The organism is Pontibacter sp. HSC-14F20 (genome assembly GCF_019599265.1).
Taxonomy (GTDB): domain Bacteria; phylum Bacteroidota; class Bacteroidia; order Cytophagales; family Hymenobacteraceae; genus Pontibacter.
On record NZ_JAHZTC010000007.1, the window covers coordinates 81,668 to 96,812 of the forward strand.

At 49.3% G+C, this 15,145-nt stretch carries 14 protein-coding genes; 4 read left to right on the plus strand and 10 right to left on the minus strand.

Annotated features, from left to right (window positions below; all coding sequences use genetic code 11):
- The first annotated feature begins 44 nt into the window (after positions 1 to 44).
- A complete protein-coding gene (locus tag K3G39_RS08610; protein ID WP_255594153.1) occupies positions 45 to 1,784 on the plus strand; it encodes a TrkH family potassium uptake protein in 1,740 nt (579 codons plus the stop codon).
- 167 nt (positions 1,785 to 1,951) lie between these two features.
- Here the strand turns inward: K3G39_RS08610 and hemE are convergent, their stop codons facing one another.
- The 3 genes from hemE to K3G39_RS08625 all read right to left on the minus strand — a co-directional run bounded on the left by hemE (position 1,952) and on the right by K3G39_RS08625 (position 4,930).
- Entirely contained in the window at positions 1,952 to 2,983 is a 1,032-nt protein-coding gene (gene hemE / locus K3G39_RS08615) for a uroporphyrinogen decarboxylase (RefSeq protein WP_220625783.1), read from the minus strand.
- A 616-nt stretch (positions 2,984 to 3,599) separates the two neighbouring features.
- A complete protein-coding gene (locus K3G39_RS08620; protein ID WP_220625784.1) occupies positions 3,600 to 4,220 on the minus strand; it encodes a MarC family NAAT transporter in 621 nt (206 codons plus the stop codon).
- A gap of 92 nt (positions 4,221 to 4,312) precedes the next feature.
- Complete coding sequence (locus K3G39_RS08625) at positions 4,313 to 4,930, minus strand: MarC family NAAT transporter (protein ID WP_220625785.1); 618 nt, start codon at positions 4,928 to 4,930, stop codon at positions 4,313 to 4,315.
- 140 nt (positions 4,931 to 5,070) lie between these two features.
- On the opposite strand from K3G39_RS08625, the gene K3G39_RS08630 reads away from it, so the two are divergent.
- Together K3G39_RS08630 and purE are read left to right on the plus strand one after the other, a co-directional pair.
- The gene (locus tag K3G39_RS08630) at positions 5,071 to 6,201 is read left to right on the plus strand and encodes a 5-(carboxyamino)imidazole ribonucleotide synthase (protein WP_220625786.1); all 1,131 of its coding nucleotides are present in this window, start codon (positions 5,071 to 5,073) and stop codon (positions 6,199 to 6,201) included.
- Position 6,202: 1 nt separating this feature from the next.
- Positions 6,203 to 6,727: a 5-(carboxyamino)imidazole ribonucleotide mutase gene (purE, locus tag K3G39_RS08635; RefSeq protein WP_220625787.1), complete on the plus strand. Its 525-nt coding sequence runs from the start codon at positions 6,203 to 6,205 to the stop codon at positions 6,725 to 6,727.
- Between the two features lie 115 nt (positions 6,728 to 6,842).
- Here the strand turns inward: purE and K3G39_RS08640 are convergent, their stop codons facing one another.
- The 5 genes from K3G39_RS08640 to K3G39_RS08660 form a co-directional block, all read right to left on the minus strand.
- Positions 6,843 to 8,081: a porin family protein gene (locus K3G39_RS08640; RefSeq protein ID WP_220625788.1), complete on the minus strand. Its 1,239-nt coding sequence runs from the start codon at positions 8,079 to 8,081 to the stop codon at positions 6,843 to 6,845.
- A gap of 299 nt (positions 8,082 to 8,380) precedes the next feature.
- Positions 8,381 to 9,628 carry a porin family protein gene (locus K3G39_RS08645; RefSeq protein ID WP_220625789.1) on the minus strand — a complete coding sequence of 416 codons (1,248 nt, stop codon included), beginning with the start codon at positions 9,626 to 9,628 and terminating at the stop codon, positions 8,381 to 8,383.
- A gap of 163 nt (positions 9,629 to 9,791) precedes the next feature.
- Positions 9,792 to 11,717 carry a molecular chaperone DnaK gene (gene dnaK, locus K3G39_RS08650; RefSeq protein ID WP_220625790.1) on the minus strand — a complete coding sequence of 642 codons (1,926 nt, stop codon included), beginning with the start codon at positions 11,715 to 11,717 and terminating at the stop codon, positions 9,792 to 9,794.
- Between the two features lie 216 nt (positions 11,718 to 11,933).
- Positions 11,934 to 12,134, minus strand: a complete 201-nt coding sequence (locus tag K3G39_RS08655; protein WP_220625791.1) for a helix-turn-helix transcriptional regulator — start codon at positions 12,132 to 12,134, stop codon at positions 11,934 to 11,936.
- Positions 12,097 to 12,582, minus strand: coding sequence for a hypothetical protein (locus tag K3G39_RS08660; protein ID WP_220625792.1), 486 nt, complete (start codon positions 12,580 to 12,582; stop codon positions 12,097 to 12,099). The genes K3G39_RS08655 and K3G39_RS08660 overlap by 38 nt, the downstream gene beginning before the upstream one ends.
- Before the next feature lie 253 nt (positions 12,583 to 12,835).
- Between K3G39_RS08660 and K3G39_RS08665 the strand changes: the two genes are divergently transcribed.
- Positions 12,836 to 13,798, plus strand: a complete 963-nt coding sequence (locus K3G39_RS08665) for a YpdA family putative bacillithiol disulfide reductase (RefSeq protein WP_220625793.1) — start codon at positions 12,836 to 12,838, stop codon at positions 13,796 to 13,798.
- Position 13,799: 1 nt separating this feature from the next.
- On the opposite strand, the gene K3G39_RS08670 is transcribed toward K3G39_RS08665, so the two are convergent.
- Both K3G39_RS08670 and K3G39_RS08675 read right to left on the minus strand, forming a co-directional pair.
- Entirely contained in the window at positions 13,800 to 14,492 is a 693-nt protein-coding gene (locus K3G39_RS08670) for a pseudouridine synthase (protein WP_220625794.1), read from the minus strand.
- A 37-nt stretch (positions 14,493 to 14,529) separates the two neighbouring features.
- Entirely contained in the window at positions 14,530 to 15,141 is a 612-nt protein-coding gene (locus K3G39_RS08675) for a GNAT family N-acetyltransferase (RefSeq protein ID WP_220625795.1), read from the minus strand.
- Positions 15,142 to 15,145 lie beyond the last annotated feature (4 nt).

Here is a 15,145-nt window from a genome sequence, read left to right on the forward strand (position 1 = left end):
TAAACAGAGTACTGTATGGTAGCAAACTCAGGGCTTATACCCTGATGAGGCGAACCACGTATTTGCTCACGCTTGTTTCGGTGGGTCTGCTTATTTATGCCCACGGCATGGCGCAGAAGCCTGCTACAATACAGCTGCTGTTCAACGCTATCGATGCCATCCTGTCGATCTTCGTACTCATATACCTGCTGCGTATTCTCTATGCCTTCGAGCGGAAGAAATTTTTGCAGCGCACCTGGTTTGAGGGCCTCCTTATGGCCATTATTCTGGTGAACGAGGTAAGTACCTACGCCCTGCAGGAGTCGGTGATCTATACCTTTTTCGAGGGCATCGACATTCCTTTATCCGTGGAGTTATACCGGGTAGTGGTGTCGCAGTTAATGCTGTTGCTGTTAATTGTCGAACTGCTCGAAACCCGTGTGCACCTCAAAACACTGTATTTCAAGCCCACTACTACTTTCCTGCTGAGTTTTCTGTTTCTGATACTGGCCGGAGCCGGTCTGCTGATGATGCCAAACATGATCATCTCTCCGGGCAGCATGCGCTTTATTGATGCTCTTTTTATGGCAGCCAGTGCTTCGTGTGTAACAGGCCTGGCTGTGGTAGATCCGGGTAGCTATTTCACCTTTTCGGGGCAGGTGGTGCTCCTGATGCTGGTGCAGTTGGGAGGGTTAGGCATACTGACTTTTGCGACCTTCTTTGCCACCCTGATGCGACAAGGTATAGGTATAAAACAGCACGTGGCCATGTTCGAAATCATGGAAAGTGAATCACTGTTCTCCACAAAACACCTGTTGCGTAAACTGGTCGTGATGACTTTTTCCATAGAAGCCATTGGGGCAGTGATTATTTTTATGACATGGGGGCAGGAAGTGCAGTTCGAGAGTTTGGGCAGTAAGATCTTCTTCTCTATATTTCATGCTGTGTCGGCTTTCTGTAATGCCGGACTCTCACTTTTTCCTGAGGGCCTGTACACCGAACCTGTGCGGTTTTCTTATGTCATGCACCTGATTGTGGCGGGCTTGATTATTTTTGGGGGCATCGGCTTTCCTACTATCTTCGATGTACTGTCACCACAATCCATGCGTGCACGCCTGGACACACCCTGGAAAAACTGGAAGTTGCTCTCCCGCATCACCATCTATACCTCCGCCGGGCTTATTATTCTCGGTACGGTCGGGTTCTTTCTGCTGGAGTACTTTAACACGCTGGCGCACCTGAATTTTGCTGAGGCCATCGTTACCTCTTTTTTTCAGTCTGTAACGACACGCACGGCTGGCTATAATACCGTGGACATATCGGCTCTGACAGTGCCGACGCTGCTCCTGTTTATTTTTCTCATGTTTATCGGAGCTTCGCCTGGCTCTACTGGCGGGGGGATCAAGACCACCACATTCCTCATCATTATGCTCACTGTGTGGGCTACCATCCGGGGAAAACGCTACGTGGAGATCGGCAACAGGACGATTCCACACTCAGTGTCGTACAAGGCTTTCTCGGTGTTTACGTTCGCCGCCATGATCAATATCTTTTTCCTGTTCATTCTCACCATCACCGACTCGCAGTTCGATATCTTCCGGTTGGCCTTCGAACAGGTGTCGGCCTTTGCCACGGTGGGCCTCAGCACAGGTATAACCGCAGGACTCTCGGATACCGGGAAGGGGATCATCATCATATCGATGTTTATGGGCAGAGTAGGTACCCTAACATTAGCGCTCGCCCTCAGTACCCGTGCCAGTACCACTGCCTACAAATATCCTGAAACTCAAGTGCCTGTCGGGTAAGCAAGTTTAGGAGTTTGAGAATCCATAATCCATCAATCTATACCTTTCGTTTGCATCCAATTTGCTTTATAAAGAGAGAAGGTCCGCCAAATTGACAGACCTTCTCTCTTTATAATATTATGATTTATGTGAGCCTGGCAGATTGCTTTCTGCTCATTATTAAACTCTTAAACTCCACTATAGCCCTTTACTGTCTGGATGAAGCACTTCACTTTTTCCGGGTCAGTGTCAGGGTATACGCCGTGGCCGAGGTTGGCGATGTGGCGGTGCGGGCCAAACTCTTTCAGCATGCTGATGGTTTCGCGCTCTATCGTGTCGAAGGAACTGTAAAGCAGACAAGGGTCCATGTTGCCTTGCAGCGTCTTGTTCGGGCCCACCTGTGCTCTGGATGTTTTGATATCCATGTTCCAGTCAAGACCAATGGTCTCGCAGTTGAGTTTGCTGAAATCCTCCAGCGCAAAGAAAGCACCTTTGGCGAACACCGTTACCGGTACATTGTTAATGGCGTTGCAAATTTCGTTGATGTAGGGCAAAGAGAACTCGCGGTAGTGAGCCGGCGTGAGTATACCCGCCCAGGAGTCGAACACCTGAATCAGGTTAGCGCCTGCTTCTACCTGTGCTCTCAGGTAGGCAATGGTGGTATCGGTGATCATGCGGAGCATCTGGTGCGCCAGTTTCGGGTTGGTATACAGCAAACCGCGTGCATGCGAGAATGTCTTGGAGCCACTGCCCTCTACCATATAGGCCAGGATCGTCCACGGAGCACCGGCAAAACCGATGAGCGGCACACGTCCGTTAAGCGCTCTTTTGGTCACTTTGATGGCTTCCAGCACATAACCCAGGTGTTCGTGGGGGTCGGCCACACGCAATCTGGCCAGATCAGCCTCAGTGCGGATTGTCTTCGGGAACCACGGGCCGCGTTTTTCCACCATTTCGTAGGTACAGCCCATCGCCTCGGGCACCACCAGGATGTCAGAGAAAATGATGGCGGCATCCACATCCAGAATGTCCACGGGTTGGATGGTTACTTCGGCGGCCAGATCAGGTGTTTCCACCAGTTCCTTGAAGCCACTCAGGCTTTCGCGTACGGCTCTGTATTCAGGTAGGATGCGGCCGGCCTGGCGCATCAGCCACACCGGAGTACGTTCTACGGTTTCTCCTTTGGCGGCTCTTATAAGCAGGTCATTCTTCAATTGCATGGTACAAAGATACGTTAAAAATGCGGACTGTCGGAAGATGATTGTTATCATCAAATGCTCCGTATGGTCAAAAGTTTGTACTCTTGCTGAGAGTTGAAAGTTGGTTTGTTTTTCACTTTGTCAGTGGGGGGAGTGGTATAGCTGCTGCCTATGCAGGTATAGCAACTTGCTTTGCTTTGTAGCTTCGCCTGTGCGGCGGGCACCTACTTTTTTCCTTGATGGGGGTAGGGGCCCTCGATAAAGAAAAAATCGAGGGCCCCTACCCCCAGTAGGCAAAAAAAGTCAAGACTCCCCAAACGCTCGAACAGTGGGTAGTCGTTAAGGTGCACCTGGCTCAGGAGATCTGTTTCATTGCTGAAGGGGCAAGTTAGCTTTGCTATACCTGCCAGCGTACTGACACAATAACTACAACTTCTATACTTATAAATCCGCAAAGGCGGGTAATTCTCCCTTTGAAGGAGGTAGGGCATGTCAATCGTACACGTAAACCGCAGGTTCAAAGTATATACCTGATTCTGATATAGCAGAACTACCACTTGGGTGTAGGGGTCCTCTTGAAAGAGAGGGGAGGTAAATCAATCCAGTTCATCTTTCTTTCAATCCCCAAAATCCTGATTCAGACAAAGAACAGCCCCTGTATACCTGTCACAATGAAGTTTACGCCAATCGATAGAACGATAAAACCCATGATGCGCGACAGCGCCGAAAGCCCGGCTTTGCCCATAAACTGTAGCAGCTGATGCGAGAAGATAAGAATGAGAAAAGCCACTGCTGCCAGCGCGATAATGGCCGTCAACACCATACCTAAATCTTTTAGTTGTAGTGCATCGGAGTATAAACTGATGCTGACTGCGATGGCACCCGGGCCTGAAAGCATCGGCATGGCCAATGGGGCAAAGGAGATATCCTCTTTTTGCATGCTCTCTTTCAGTACGCCTTTTGATACTCTTTTGCCACGGTGCGACTTGCTGGAGAGTAGTTCGAAGCCCGCCTTCATGATCATCAGTCCACCCGCAATGCGGATGTCGTGCAGCCGGATGCCGAAAAAGTTGAGCACGTACTGCCCTGCCAGGAAGAACACCGCCAGAATAAGCGCCATGTAAATACAGGCCCGCAGTGCCTGCTGGTTACGGTTCGAGGGGGTGTCGTCTTGGGTAAGTGTGAGGAATACGGGCATCGCCCCAAAGGGATTTACCACACTAAACAGGGCCGAAAAAGTGGCCAGCATCATTTCCATAGCTTGGTCAGGTTGTTTTCTGAAGCAAAGCTATAGTCTTGAAATTACGCCTGCGTTACCGGCGTATTGTTTGATTGTTAAGTGTGTTGTGTTTAAGATAAAAACAGCGCATAAATAGCTGATACGATGAAATTTACGCCGATTGACAGCACGATAAAACCCATGATGCGCGACAGTGCCGAAAGCCCTGCCTTGCCCATGAAACGGGTCAGCTGCGTAGAGAAACGGAGAATAACGTAACTGATGGCAGCAAGCAGGATGATGCCGATAAGGATCAGGGTCATGTCCAGGAAAGAAAGGGACGTAGTGAACAAACCGATACTCACCGCGATGGCGCCCGGCCCGGAGAGCATCGGCATGGCCAGGGGAGTGAAGGAAATGTCTTCTTTGTGCTGCGCTTCCTCCACCACATCCGGCGAAACTTTTTTATTGCTGCCACCCGGTGTGAGCAACTCAAAGCCAGCCCGCATGATCATCAAGCCGCCCGCTATGCGCAGGTCGTGGATGCGGATACCAAAGAAATTGAGCACGTACTGCCCTGCCAGAAAAAACACCGCCAGTATACCTACCATGTAGAGGCAGGCCTTGAGCGCCTGTTGGTTACGCTGGTCAGGGGTGTCGTTTTGGGTGAGCGTCAGGAAGACCGGCATGGCCCCGAAAGGGTTCACAACGGAGAAGAGAGCAGAGAGTGTGGCCAGAATAATTTCCATGGATGCGATAAACGTAGAATTTTCAATATAGTTTTTAATCAATATAAAACCAAGGAAGAGCGTTGGTCAGGTATAGAAATGCAGCGTGATTAAAACATAATCCTTAATTTTGGGTAGTAAACACCCTAAGCAACGATACTATGAAAGGAGAAGTAAAGCTCGGGATACTGGGCGGCGGGCAACTGGGCCGCATGCTGATTCAGGCCGGGCTCGATTTTAATATCTATACCCTGGTGCTCGATCCGGACGAGAACGCACCCTGCAAAGACGTGTGCCATGAGTTCTTCGTGGGCAGCTTCCGCGACTTCGACACGGTATACGAATTTGGAAAAAACTGCGACATCCTCACCATCGAGATCGAGCATGTGAACGCCGATGCGCTGGAAAAACTGGAACAGGAGGGCGTGAAAGTTTACCCGGATGCTAAAACTGTCCGAACTATTCAGGACAAGGGCCTGCAGAAAGAATTTTACAAGCAACACGCTATACCTACCGCCGATTTCAGAATCCTGAAAGACGCCGAAGAACTCAAAATAAATACCGATTTTCTGCCCGCTTTCCAGAAGCTGCGTCGCGAAGGTTATGATGGTCGCGGCGTAACGCGTCTGCAAAGCGAAGCTGATCTGGGCAAGGGCTTTATTGAACCATCGATACTGGAAAAGCTGGTCGACTTTGAGAAGGAAATCTCGGTGATCGTGGCCCGAAACGCCAACGGGCAGGTAACGGCTTTCCCGGTGGTGGAGCTGAGCTTCCATCCCGAGCACAACCTCGTAGACTCTCTTTTCGCGCCTGCCAATGTGCCTTATAAGTTGCAGCGCCTGGCCATTGAGATCGCTACCCGTGTGATCGAGTCGTTCGACATGGTAGGTATACTGGCTGTGGAAATGTTCCTGACCAAAGATGGGCAGATTCTGGTAAATGAGGTAGCACCTCGTCCGCACAACAGCGGTCACCACACTATTAAGGCGAACTATACCTCACAATACGAGCAGCACCTGCGTGCCATCCTGAACCTGCCGCTCGGCAGCACCGACATCCAAAGCTCCGCCGTGATGCTCAACCTGCTGGGTGAACCGGGCTATGATGGCGAAGCTAAATACGAAGGGCTGCAGGAAGCCCTGGCTATACCTGGCGTCTACATTCACCTGTACGGCAAGAAATATACCCGTGCCGCCCGCAAAATGGGACACATTACTGTTTTGGGAGCCGACTTGCAGGAAGCACAGCAGCGGGCTGAATCTATTAAAAACGTAATCAAAGTAATCGCATAATATGGCTAATGAAACAACTACACAGCCGCTGGTAGGCATTATCATGGGCAGCCAGTCTGACATGAAAGTGATGGAAGCGGCAGCTGAGATTCTCGAAAACCTGGGAGTGCCTTTTGAAATCACGATCGTATCGGCACACCGCACCCCGCACCGTATGTTTGAGTACGCCGAGCAGGCCCGCAAAAAAGGATTGAAAGTGATTATCGCCGGAGCCGGTGGTGCTGCGCACCTGCCAGGTATGGTCGCGTCTATCACGACACTGCCAGTTATTGGCGTGCCGGTTAAGTCAAGCAACTCCATCGATGGCTGGGACTCGGTGCTGTCTATACTCCAAATGCCAGGCGGTGTACCGGTTGCTACTGTCGCGCTGGATGGTGCCCTGAATGCAGGTATACTGGCCGCGCAAATTATCGGCACCTCCAACGCCGCCGTGGCCGATAGACTGGAGAAGTACAAAGTCAGCCTGAAGGACAAGGTGATGCGTTCGGTTGAGGAGTTGAGAAGAGGCGACCGGGATCTGGATTAAGGTATAGCAGCTCTCATAAATGAAAGGCCCGCAGTTTCACGACTGCGGGCCTTTGAGTTTGTTTTAGGTACAGCTGTTACGTATAAAGCATGTACATTTCTGAAAATACTGAGTTTTAAAATCTATACCCTGCCATGATGCTGAATCCTTTAACGCTACTGGGGAGACTTCGCACATGGGAGATACCTTCCGTTGTCTCGTATCTCGCCTCAATGAGCAGTGCTCTTTCACGCATGGGATACAGGACACCTATACCTGCCTGCAAACCGAACATGTAGCGTTTAAAAATACTGCCTGGCATGGCTTCTGAAACTTCGGTATAACTGGTGTTATGGAAAGTGCTGCTTTTGGTTTCTACCCTGTCTGAGCTGATAGCGTAAGAATAGGAAGCTCCCGCGTTGACAAATGGTCTGACTTTGCCTTTGGGAAAGGTATAGCGCAGCTGGACAGGCACCTTCAGGTAGTGCAGATCGAGAAGAATGTCGTAGTTCGTGGTTCTGCCTGAGTTATTCACATTTCTGATTTCCCCCTCGAAGCGATGGGGGGCGTAGAGCAACTCAAATATAAACGATAGTTTTTCGCTGATAGCAGGATTGGCAACTTCCAGACCTATCCCTGCCCCCAGACCTATGCCGGCGTTACGGAATGTGGCTTTTGAATAGGGGTGCTCTCCTCTCATTTCCAGCGCTGGCTTTGAAAAAATGAGCAATGGGTACGGTCTCACTTTTGTTTTTCTGGATGGCTGAACATACTGGTAGCCGCCCATGCATTCATTGTACTCGTTGGCTATTTTGGTTAAGCCGCTGTGTCGGAATGTGATGTTGCTTAATCGTTCTTCTGACATGGCAGGGCAGTCGGAGAAGGCTGACCTCAGCACGCCAAGGTATAGCTTGTCCACCATCCGAAAGGTTTTGCCGGTCCTGGGGTCTTTCTTGTTGTAAATATTCTCTTTGAGCTCTACCAGGTCGCTTCCGTCTTTTGCCAGATAAAAGTGATCCAGATCCGAATCATCCCGGTATGTGTAAACAGAGGCGCTCCCTTTTGCCAGCACCTGCAGAAATAAGCGCTGTGCAGGCTGTTCTGCATCGGTAGGTATGGTTTGTGCCTCGTATACCTTGTTTTCTTTCATAAAGCCATAACCAGCAAGCTGGTCAGGGGAGTAGGCTTGCTCTACAGCGTTCAGGTTAGCCTTAAAAGTAGCGGTTTTAGAATTGCGGACCGCCCCCCGGTAATCAACAAAGCCCTGTAGTGTATCGGAGTTTTGAACAATGTAGCCTGCCCGAAAATCCTTTTGAGCAAAGGCCGGTGTAATAATTAAAAATGTAAGAAGGGAGAGCAGGTAAAGTTGTTTCATTAAGTTGTTTTTAAGATAGCGCATGATGAATATAGGTAAACAAAGATAAAGTTTATACCTGGAAAAGTATAGGCTACTAAAAATAGAACCTATACAGATGTTGGTGTACCTGATGAGATGGAGAAGACTAAAGTCAGTTTGAAAGTTAAAGTAATGTGTTGAGTAGAGACGGCCGGATTCTGGATTAAGGTATAGGCACCTCTCAATACCAAAAAGGACCGCAGCGTAAACACTGCGGTCCTTTTTGCTTGCCTCTGACTGATGCATTAAAGTCTATACCTTACCAGCATTTACTAAGCTTAGAGTCTGTATGAAAGTAGCAGATACATGCTCTTGATGCTAGTAGAATGACCTGTGAAGCGTGACACACCGTCGTTGATCTCGTAGCGTGCTTCCAGGCTGAGTGGTTTGTTAAATACCGGGTAAGAGATACCCAAGCCAGCTGCCACACCTCCCGAGAATGTCAGGAAATCATTGTCTCCCAGGAAAGCGTTTGTAGTTGTACGCATTGAACCACCGAAGGTACTCGTTGTGGTAATCTCATTTTCCTGTGATGCAACCAGGTTAATAACCGGGCCGATGTTAATGTAGGGTCTGATAATACCTTTAGGATAGGTATAGCGGGCCAGAACCGGTATTTTAACATGTGTCACCTCAATAAATATCTCGCTCGTTGCTGTGCCGGGTACACTTGGGTCATCGCCTAAGCTTGCTTCAAAATAATTAGGCGCGTACAGTAGCTCTGCCTGTAACGATAGCTTTTCACTAATGGTAGGCACCGAAAAGTTGAAAAAAGCACCTACCACAGGCTTCACAGATGTGTTGTTAAAATTCTGATCTCTGTCTTCAATCGAATAGGCAAGCGTGGAGCTGCTCATACCTGCAACAGGGCCCAGTGCAACACGAATTTTCTTGGGCACCTTGCCGTACTCTTCCTGGCCAACACATTCGTTATATTTCTTAACTATAGCGGATAGTGAGTTAAAGCCGAGAATAACTTTGTTTACATCAGCTTCGGTGATAGAATTACAGTCCAGGAAAGTTTGCATCAGCAAAGGCTTATACAACTCACGGCGCATGAGGTTGGTGTGGCCAAGTTTGCGACCTTCCTGCATATTTTTCTGTTTAAAATCTTCTACCCGCAGTTCCTGAAGCAGCTCTGTGTCTTTTGAGATGTAGAAGCGATCTTTCTGCATCGGGTCGCGCAGGAAGTACAGGTTGGCTCTGCCTTTCACCAGCAGCTGTGCAAAAAGTGTTTGTTCTACGCTCAGGGTATCAAAAGCCGGTACCAGTTTAGATTCGTAGAATTTCTGCTCTTTCTGAAATCCATAACCCTGTACCTGAGTCGGGGTAAAGTTCTGCAGATCGGCAGCATTATTACTTTTAAAGGAAATCTGGTGAGTGTTGCGTTGTGCGCCGCGGTAATCTACAAGTCCGCTGGTAGTATCGCCATGCTGTATAATATATCCCTGCCTGAAATCTTGCTGGGCAAAAGCAACACTGCTTATTAAAGCAAATAAAAAGGTAATGTAAAGTTGTTTCATCATAAGGGTAGAAATTGAATTTTGGAATTGATGGAAGTTAACGGTTTACGAAAGTATGTGAACTAAATAATTAAATTTTTAAGATCGCTAGGTAGTAATAACTGAGCTTAAAACAAAAAGCCCCGCTGAAACCAGCAGGGCTTTTTTATAGGCATGTATTCGGTTCTTACTTCTTGCCGTCTACTTCTTCGTAGTCTACGTCGGTAACACCGCCATCATCTGTTGCAGCGCCTTCCGGACCGCCAGCCTGCTGACCGTTTCCGGCTGCAGCACCTTCTGGCCCTGCTCCGGCAGCATACATCTCTTGAGAGGCCGCCTGCCAGGCGTTGTTCAGGCTTTCGATCGCGCGGTCTATACCTGCAATGTCTTTAGCACCGTGTGCTGTTCTGAGTTCGCCCAGCGCTGTTTCGATGTTAGACTTGTTGCCTTCAGACAGTTTCTCGCCGTACTCTTTCAGCTGCTTTTCAGTCTGGAAGATCATCGAGTCGGCAGCGTTCAGCTTTTCGATTTCTTCTTTCGCCTTCTTGTCTGCTTCGGCGTTAGCCTCAGCTTCCTGACGCATTTTCTCGATCTCCTGCTCGCTCAGACCAGAAGAAGCCTCGATGCGGATCTTCTGCTCTTTGCCGGTTGCTTTATCCTTAGCCGTTACGTGCAGGATACCGTTAGCATCAATATCGAAGATAACCTCGATCTGCGGAACACCGCGTGGTGCTGGTGGAATGCCGTCCAGGTGGAATCGACCGATTGTACGGTTGTCCTTGGCCATTGGGCGCTCACCCTGCAGCACGTGAATTTCTACTGAAGGCTGGTTGTCAGACGCAGTTGAGAACGTCTCAGACTTCTTGGTAGGGATCGTCGTGTTCGACTCGATCAGTTTGGTCATCACACCACCCATGGTCTCGATACCCAGTGAAAGCGGGGTTACGTCCAGCAGAAGCACATCTTTTACTTCACCTGTCAGTACACCACCCTGAATTGCAGCACCAATCGCTACTACTTCATCCGGGTTCACACCTTTAGAAGGCTTCTTGCCGAAGAACTTCTCTACTTCTTCCTGTACTTTAGGTATACGGGTTGAACCACCTACCAGAATCACTTCATCAATGTCAGAAGTTGACAGGCCGGCATCCTGAAGAGACTTCTTGCAAGGCTCCATGGAGCGACGAATCAGGTCGTCAGTCAATTGCTCAAATTTCGCACGGGTTAGCTTGCGTACCAAGTGCTTTGGCACACCGTCAACCGGCATGATGTAGGGCAGGTTAATTTCTGTTTCGTTAGAAGAAGAAAGCTCAATTTTTGCTTTCTCAGCGGCTTCTTTCAAGCGCTGCAAAGCCATTGGGTCTTTGCGCAGGTCCAGGCCTTCGTCGTTCTTAAACTCGTCAGCCAGCCAGTTGATGATCTTCTGGTCGAAGTCGTCACCACCCAGGTGTGTGTCACCGTTGGTAGAAAGTACTTCAAATACGCCGTCACCCAGCTCCAGGATAGAGATATCAAATGTACCGCCACCAAGGTCGAATACCGCGATCTTCTGATCTTTGTGTTTTTTGTCGAGGCCGTAAGCCAGCGCTGCCGCTGTCGGCTCGTTGATGATACGCTTCACTTCAAGACCTGCGATCTGGCCGGCCTCTTTCGTGGCCTGACGCTGTGCGTCGTTGAAGTAAGCCGGTACCGTAATAACGGCTTCTGTTACCGTTGTGCCCAGGTAGTCTTCTGCCGTAGCCTTCATTTTCTGAAGCACCATTGCCGAGATTTCCTGTGGCGTATACTGGCGATCGCCAATTTCCACACGGATGGTGTTGTTGCCACCCTGCACCACTTTGTAAGACACCTGCTTGGCTTCTTCGCTCACTTCATTGTAGCTGTGGCCCATGAAGCGCTTAATAGAAGCGATCGTGTTTTGTGGGTTTGTGATTGCCTGACGCTTGGCAGGGTCACCTACCTTGCGCTCGCCTTTGCCACCATCTAAAAAAGCGACAATAGACGGAGTAGTTCTGCGGCCTTCGCTGTTAGGAATAACCACTGGCTCGTTGCCTTCCATTACGGACACGCAAGAGTTGGTTGTACCTAAGTCAATACCAATTATCTTTCCCATTCTATAGTTTTATAATGATTCGATTACAATTTCTTTTTTACTGTTGGTAGCATTATATCAAGGTATGTGCCAAGGCGTTTTATACCTGTTTTGCCTGTCATTCTGTCACAGACGGCGGTAAGCTATACCTTGTTTGTCTGAGCTTACGGAGTGAGGCCTGCGCCGTTGCGACAGATTTTCCTGAAACTGGTTCAACTTATGGGCAAAAGCAGCAGGCTAGTCAGCTGCATCGAGGGCAAAGATCTCCTCAACAGGTTTACCGAAAACGCGGGCGATTTTCAGAGCTAATACTGTAGACGGTACATACTTGTTGGCTTCCATCGCGTTAATGGTTTGCCGGCTCACTCCAATCTTTTTGGCCAGGTCTTCCTGCGTGAAATTATGGATGGCCCGCTCCACTTTTATCGTATTCTTCATGCGATGGCTCTGGAAGTTTTATAAAGAATGTAATTGAAGCGCAGCAGGAAAATGAATTAAACAGCATGACCTGGTAGAAGCCAGCGCCGTAAATGAAGATCACCGAGAAAAGCAGGAATCCATAGTTGATGTAAGTAGCCCAAAGCAATGACTCCAGCCTGATTTTAGCGATGTACTCATCTTCGTCCTTCTCTTCTGAAAAAGCGGCAAGCAAACCTCCCACAATAGCCAGAACCGCTACTATTTCATCCACCACGTTGTTTTCGATGAAGACAAAAGCCTTGGATTTTTCAAGAAAGCCTCCGTCATACATTGCAAATACAGTACCCTCCAGGTTAAAAACATAATAGTCGAAGAGCGCAATCAGCAGCCCAACTACAGTAGATGGAATCAAAAGTATCCAGCCGATCATCTTAAACCGGTTCGGGAAAAGGTAACGTGTTTTCATGGTTATGTTCCGTTTAAATTCATTTCAAATGTAAGGTATTTTTTACATTATGCAAGTATACTTTACATTATGTAAGAATTTTATTACATGAATCTGCTCCGGAGTTGGGTAAACCGCCCTGTAAATGAAGTGGCTGAACAGCAGGTTGCCACTGAATTGAGTGTAGGGAGGTATTACTGCATTGGCAAACGCTGCGTATATTCGCTCTAATTTGCGGACGGTCTCCGACAGGCATCAACTTAACTACTATACCTTGGACAATACCTTTGATATACTCATAGTGGGCGGTGGCCCCATCGGGCTTGCCTGCGGACTGGAGGCGCAAAAGGCCGGATTAAGCTACCTGATCATTGAGAAAGGCACTATTACCAATTCCCTCTTCAATTACCCCCTCAACATGACCTTCTTCTCCACGGCTGACAGGCTGGAGATTGGCGGCTTTCCTTTTCCATCTATTCATCCAAAACCCAACCGAAGCGAGGCACTGGAATATTATCGTTGTGTGGCTGATACGGGCGGGTTGAACCTCCGGCTGTTTGAAGAAGTGACAGGTATAAAACAGGAAGGGGCGCTATACCTGACGAGTACCAACAAGGGCAAGTACCCTTCAAGGTATGTTATTCTGGCAACCGGCTTTTACGACATCCCCAACCTGCTGGCTATACCTGGCGAGGAGCTGCCCAAAGTAAAGCACTATTACTACGATCCGCACTATTACTACAGGCAGAAAATTGTGGTGGTAGGCGCCAATAACTCCTCTGCTGACGTGGCGCTTGAAACCTGGCGAAAGGGAGCCGACGTGACCATGGTGGTGCGTGAAGGCGAATTGGGACGGATCAAGTACTGGATCAAGCCGGACCTGGAAAACCGGATCGCAGAAGGCAGTATCAAAGCATATTTCAACGCTAGCTTAGCAGAGATCAGGGAGCAGGATGTTGATATCCAGACGCCGGAGGGCAAAGTGACGATCCCCAACGATTTTGTGATGGCCATGACCGGCTACCAGCCCAATTTTACTTTTCTGGAGAAGATCGGGGTAAAACTGTCAGATGATTTTTTCAGGCACCCTTTCCACAACCCCGATACCATGGAAACCAATCTGCCCGGGCTATACCTGGCGGGCGTGGTGTGCGGCGGCATGGAAACGCATGTGTGGTTCATCGAAAACTCCCGTGAACATGCCGTAAAAATCGTGCAGGATATTCTCAAAAAGTAACTTATCTGTCGATTCGCTTCTTGCGGCTGGAGTTGTTACGGCTGTCGTAGTGGCGTCCTCCGGTACTTTTTTTAGGTATGCCACCCGGTCTCTTGGGTCTGCTGCCAGTGCCAAAGCTGCTGCCGGCGGTCATGGTTTTGAGTTTGGCAACTTCCTCGGCAGTCAACTCGCGGTACTCGCCGGGTTGCAAGTTACCCAAGCTAAGCGGACCGATGGACGGGCGGATCAGGCGCAGGGTCGGGAAGCCTACAGCCGCCGTCATGCGGCGCACCTGCCGGTTCATACCCTGCGAAATTTTGATCTCTACCCAGGTGGTTGGAATATCCTTTCGGAACCGGATCGGTTTGGAGCGCTCCCATACCTGCGGCGCTTCCTCCAGTATGCTGGCTTTGGCAGGCGCAGTTTTCGTGTTCTTGATTAGCACCCCGCGTTGTAGTTCTTCCAGCGCTTCAGTTGTAGGTATACCGTCTACCTGCCCCCAATACGTTTTTTCAATCTTGAATTTGGGATCGGATAGCCGGTGCTGCAGCGTTTTGTCGTCCGTTAACAGCACCAGCCCCTCGCTGTCGTAGTCCAGGCGACCCACGGGGTAGATGTCAGGTATAGGGACAAAATCTTTGAGCGTGGCACGCCCTTCTTCGTCCGTAAACTGGGTGAGCACTTCGTAAGGCTTGTTGAGGATGATGTATTTCAAGGTCAGAAAATTAAGGTTAAAAAGGCACTGCAAAAAGCTATACTTTTTCAGGCTGGTGAATCCGGAACTGCAGATTCCAGGAGGACTTCAGCCGGTCGTAGTCAGGGCGGATGATTGAGTAAAGCACCGAGTCCTCATTAACGCCATCCACCACGTAATGCTCCCGGATCACGCCTTCCAGTTGCATGCCAAACCGCTGGAGGAGACGAATGGAGGGCGTATTATAATCGGCAGCCAGGGCTTCGATGCGGCGCAGGCCCATCTCCTCAAAACCATAGGCAATGATAGGCCCCAGAGCCTCGGTCATATACCCTTTTTGCTTGTAGCTGTCGTCGAGCAGGGCATAGCCCACCTCGGCCCGGCGGTGGCTTACAACCCAGGTATGGTAGCCGCAGCGACCCAGCACTGTTTTGCTTTCCTTGTGGATGATTCTGAAATTTTTGAAGGAATGGTAGTAGGTGGTCAGGCCTTTGCTGAATTTATCTTTTTCAGAAGCCAGCTCTGCATTGTCCTTTAAGCCAAGGTAAGTTTTGATTTCTGTGTCGCTGGAAAGCGTAAAAAGATGCTGGTAAACAGCAGGCGTCAGTTCGCTCAGGTATAGACGATCTGTTTCAAGTAGGACAGGTTGCGGAGCGATAGCCGTTTTCATAAAC

Coding starts and splice junctions, on each gene's coding strand:
- K3G39_RS08655 (WP_220625791.1), bottom strand. CDS start 12,134: ATGAAGAATACGATAAAAGTGGAGCGGGCCATCCATAATTTCACGCAG.
- hemE (WP_220625783.1), bottom strand. CDS start 2,983: ATGCAATTGAAGAATGACCTGCTTATAAGAGCCGCCAAAGGAGAAACC.
- K3G39_RS08645 (WP_220625789.1), bottom strand. CDS start 9,628: ATGATGAAACAACTTTACATTACCTTTTTATTTGCTTTAATAAGCAGT.
- K3G39_RS08660 (WP_220625792.1), bottom strand. CDS start 12,582: ATGAAAACACGTTACCTTTTCCCGAACCGGTTTAAGATGATCGGCTGG.
- K3G39_RS08640 (WP_220625788.1), bottom strand. CDS start 8,081: ATGAAACAACTTTACCTGCTCTCCCTTCTTACATTTTTAATTATTACA.
- dnaK (WP_220625790.1), bottom strand. CDS start 11,717: ATGGGAAAGATAATTGGTATTGACTTAGGTACAACCAACTCTTGCGTG.
- K3G39_RS08675 (WP_220625795.1), bottom strand. CDS start 15,141: ATGAAAACGGCTATCGCTCCGCAACCTGTCCTACTTGAAACAGATCGT.
- K3G39_RS08610 (WP_255594153.1), top strand. CDS start 45: ATGAGGCGAACCACGTATTTGCTCACGCTTGTTTCGGTGGGTCTGCTT.
- K3G39_RS08630 (WP_220625786.1), top strand. CDS start 5,071: ATGAAAGGAGAAGTAAAGCTCGGGATACTGGGCGGCGGGCAACTGGGC.
- purE (WP_220625787.1), top strand. CDS start 6,203: ATGGCTAATGAAACAACTACACAGCCGCTGGTAGGCATTATCATGGGC.
- K3G39_RS08625 (WP_220625785.1), bottom strand. CDS start 4,930: ATGGAAATTATTCTGGCCACACTCTCTGCTCTCTTCTCCGTTGTGAAC.
- K3G39_RS08620 (WP_220625784.1), bottom strand. CDS start 4,220: ATGGAAATGATGCTGGCCACTTTTTCGGCCCTGTTTAGTGTGGTAAAT.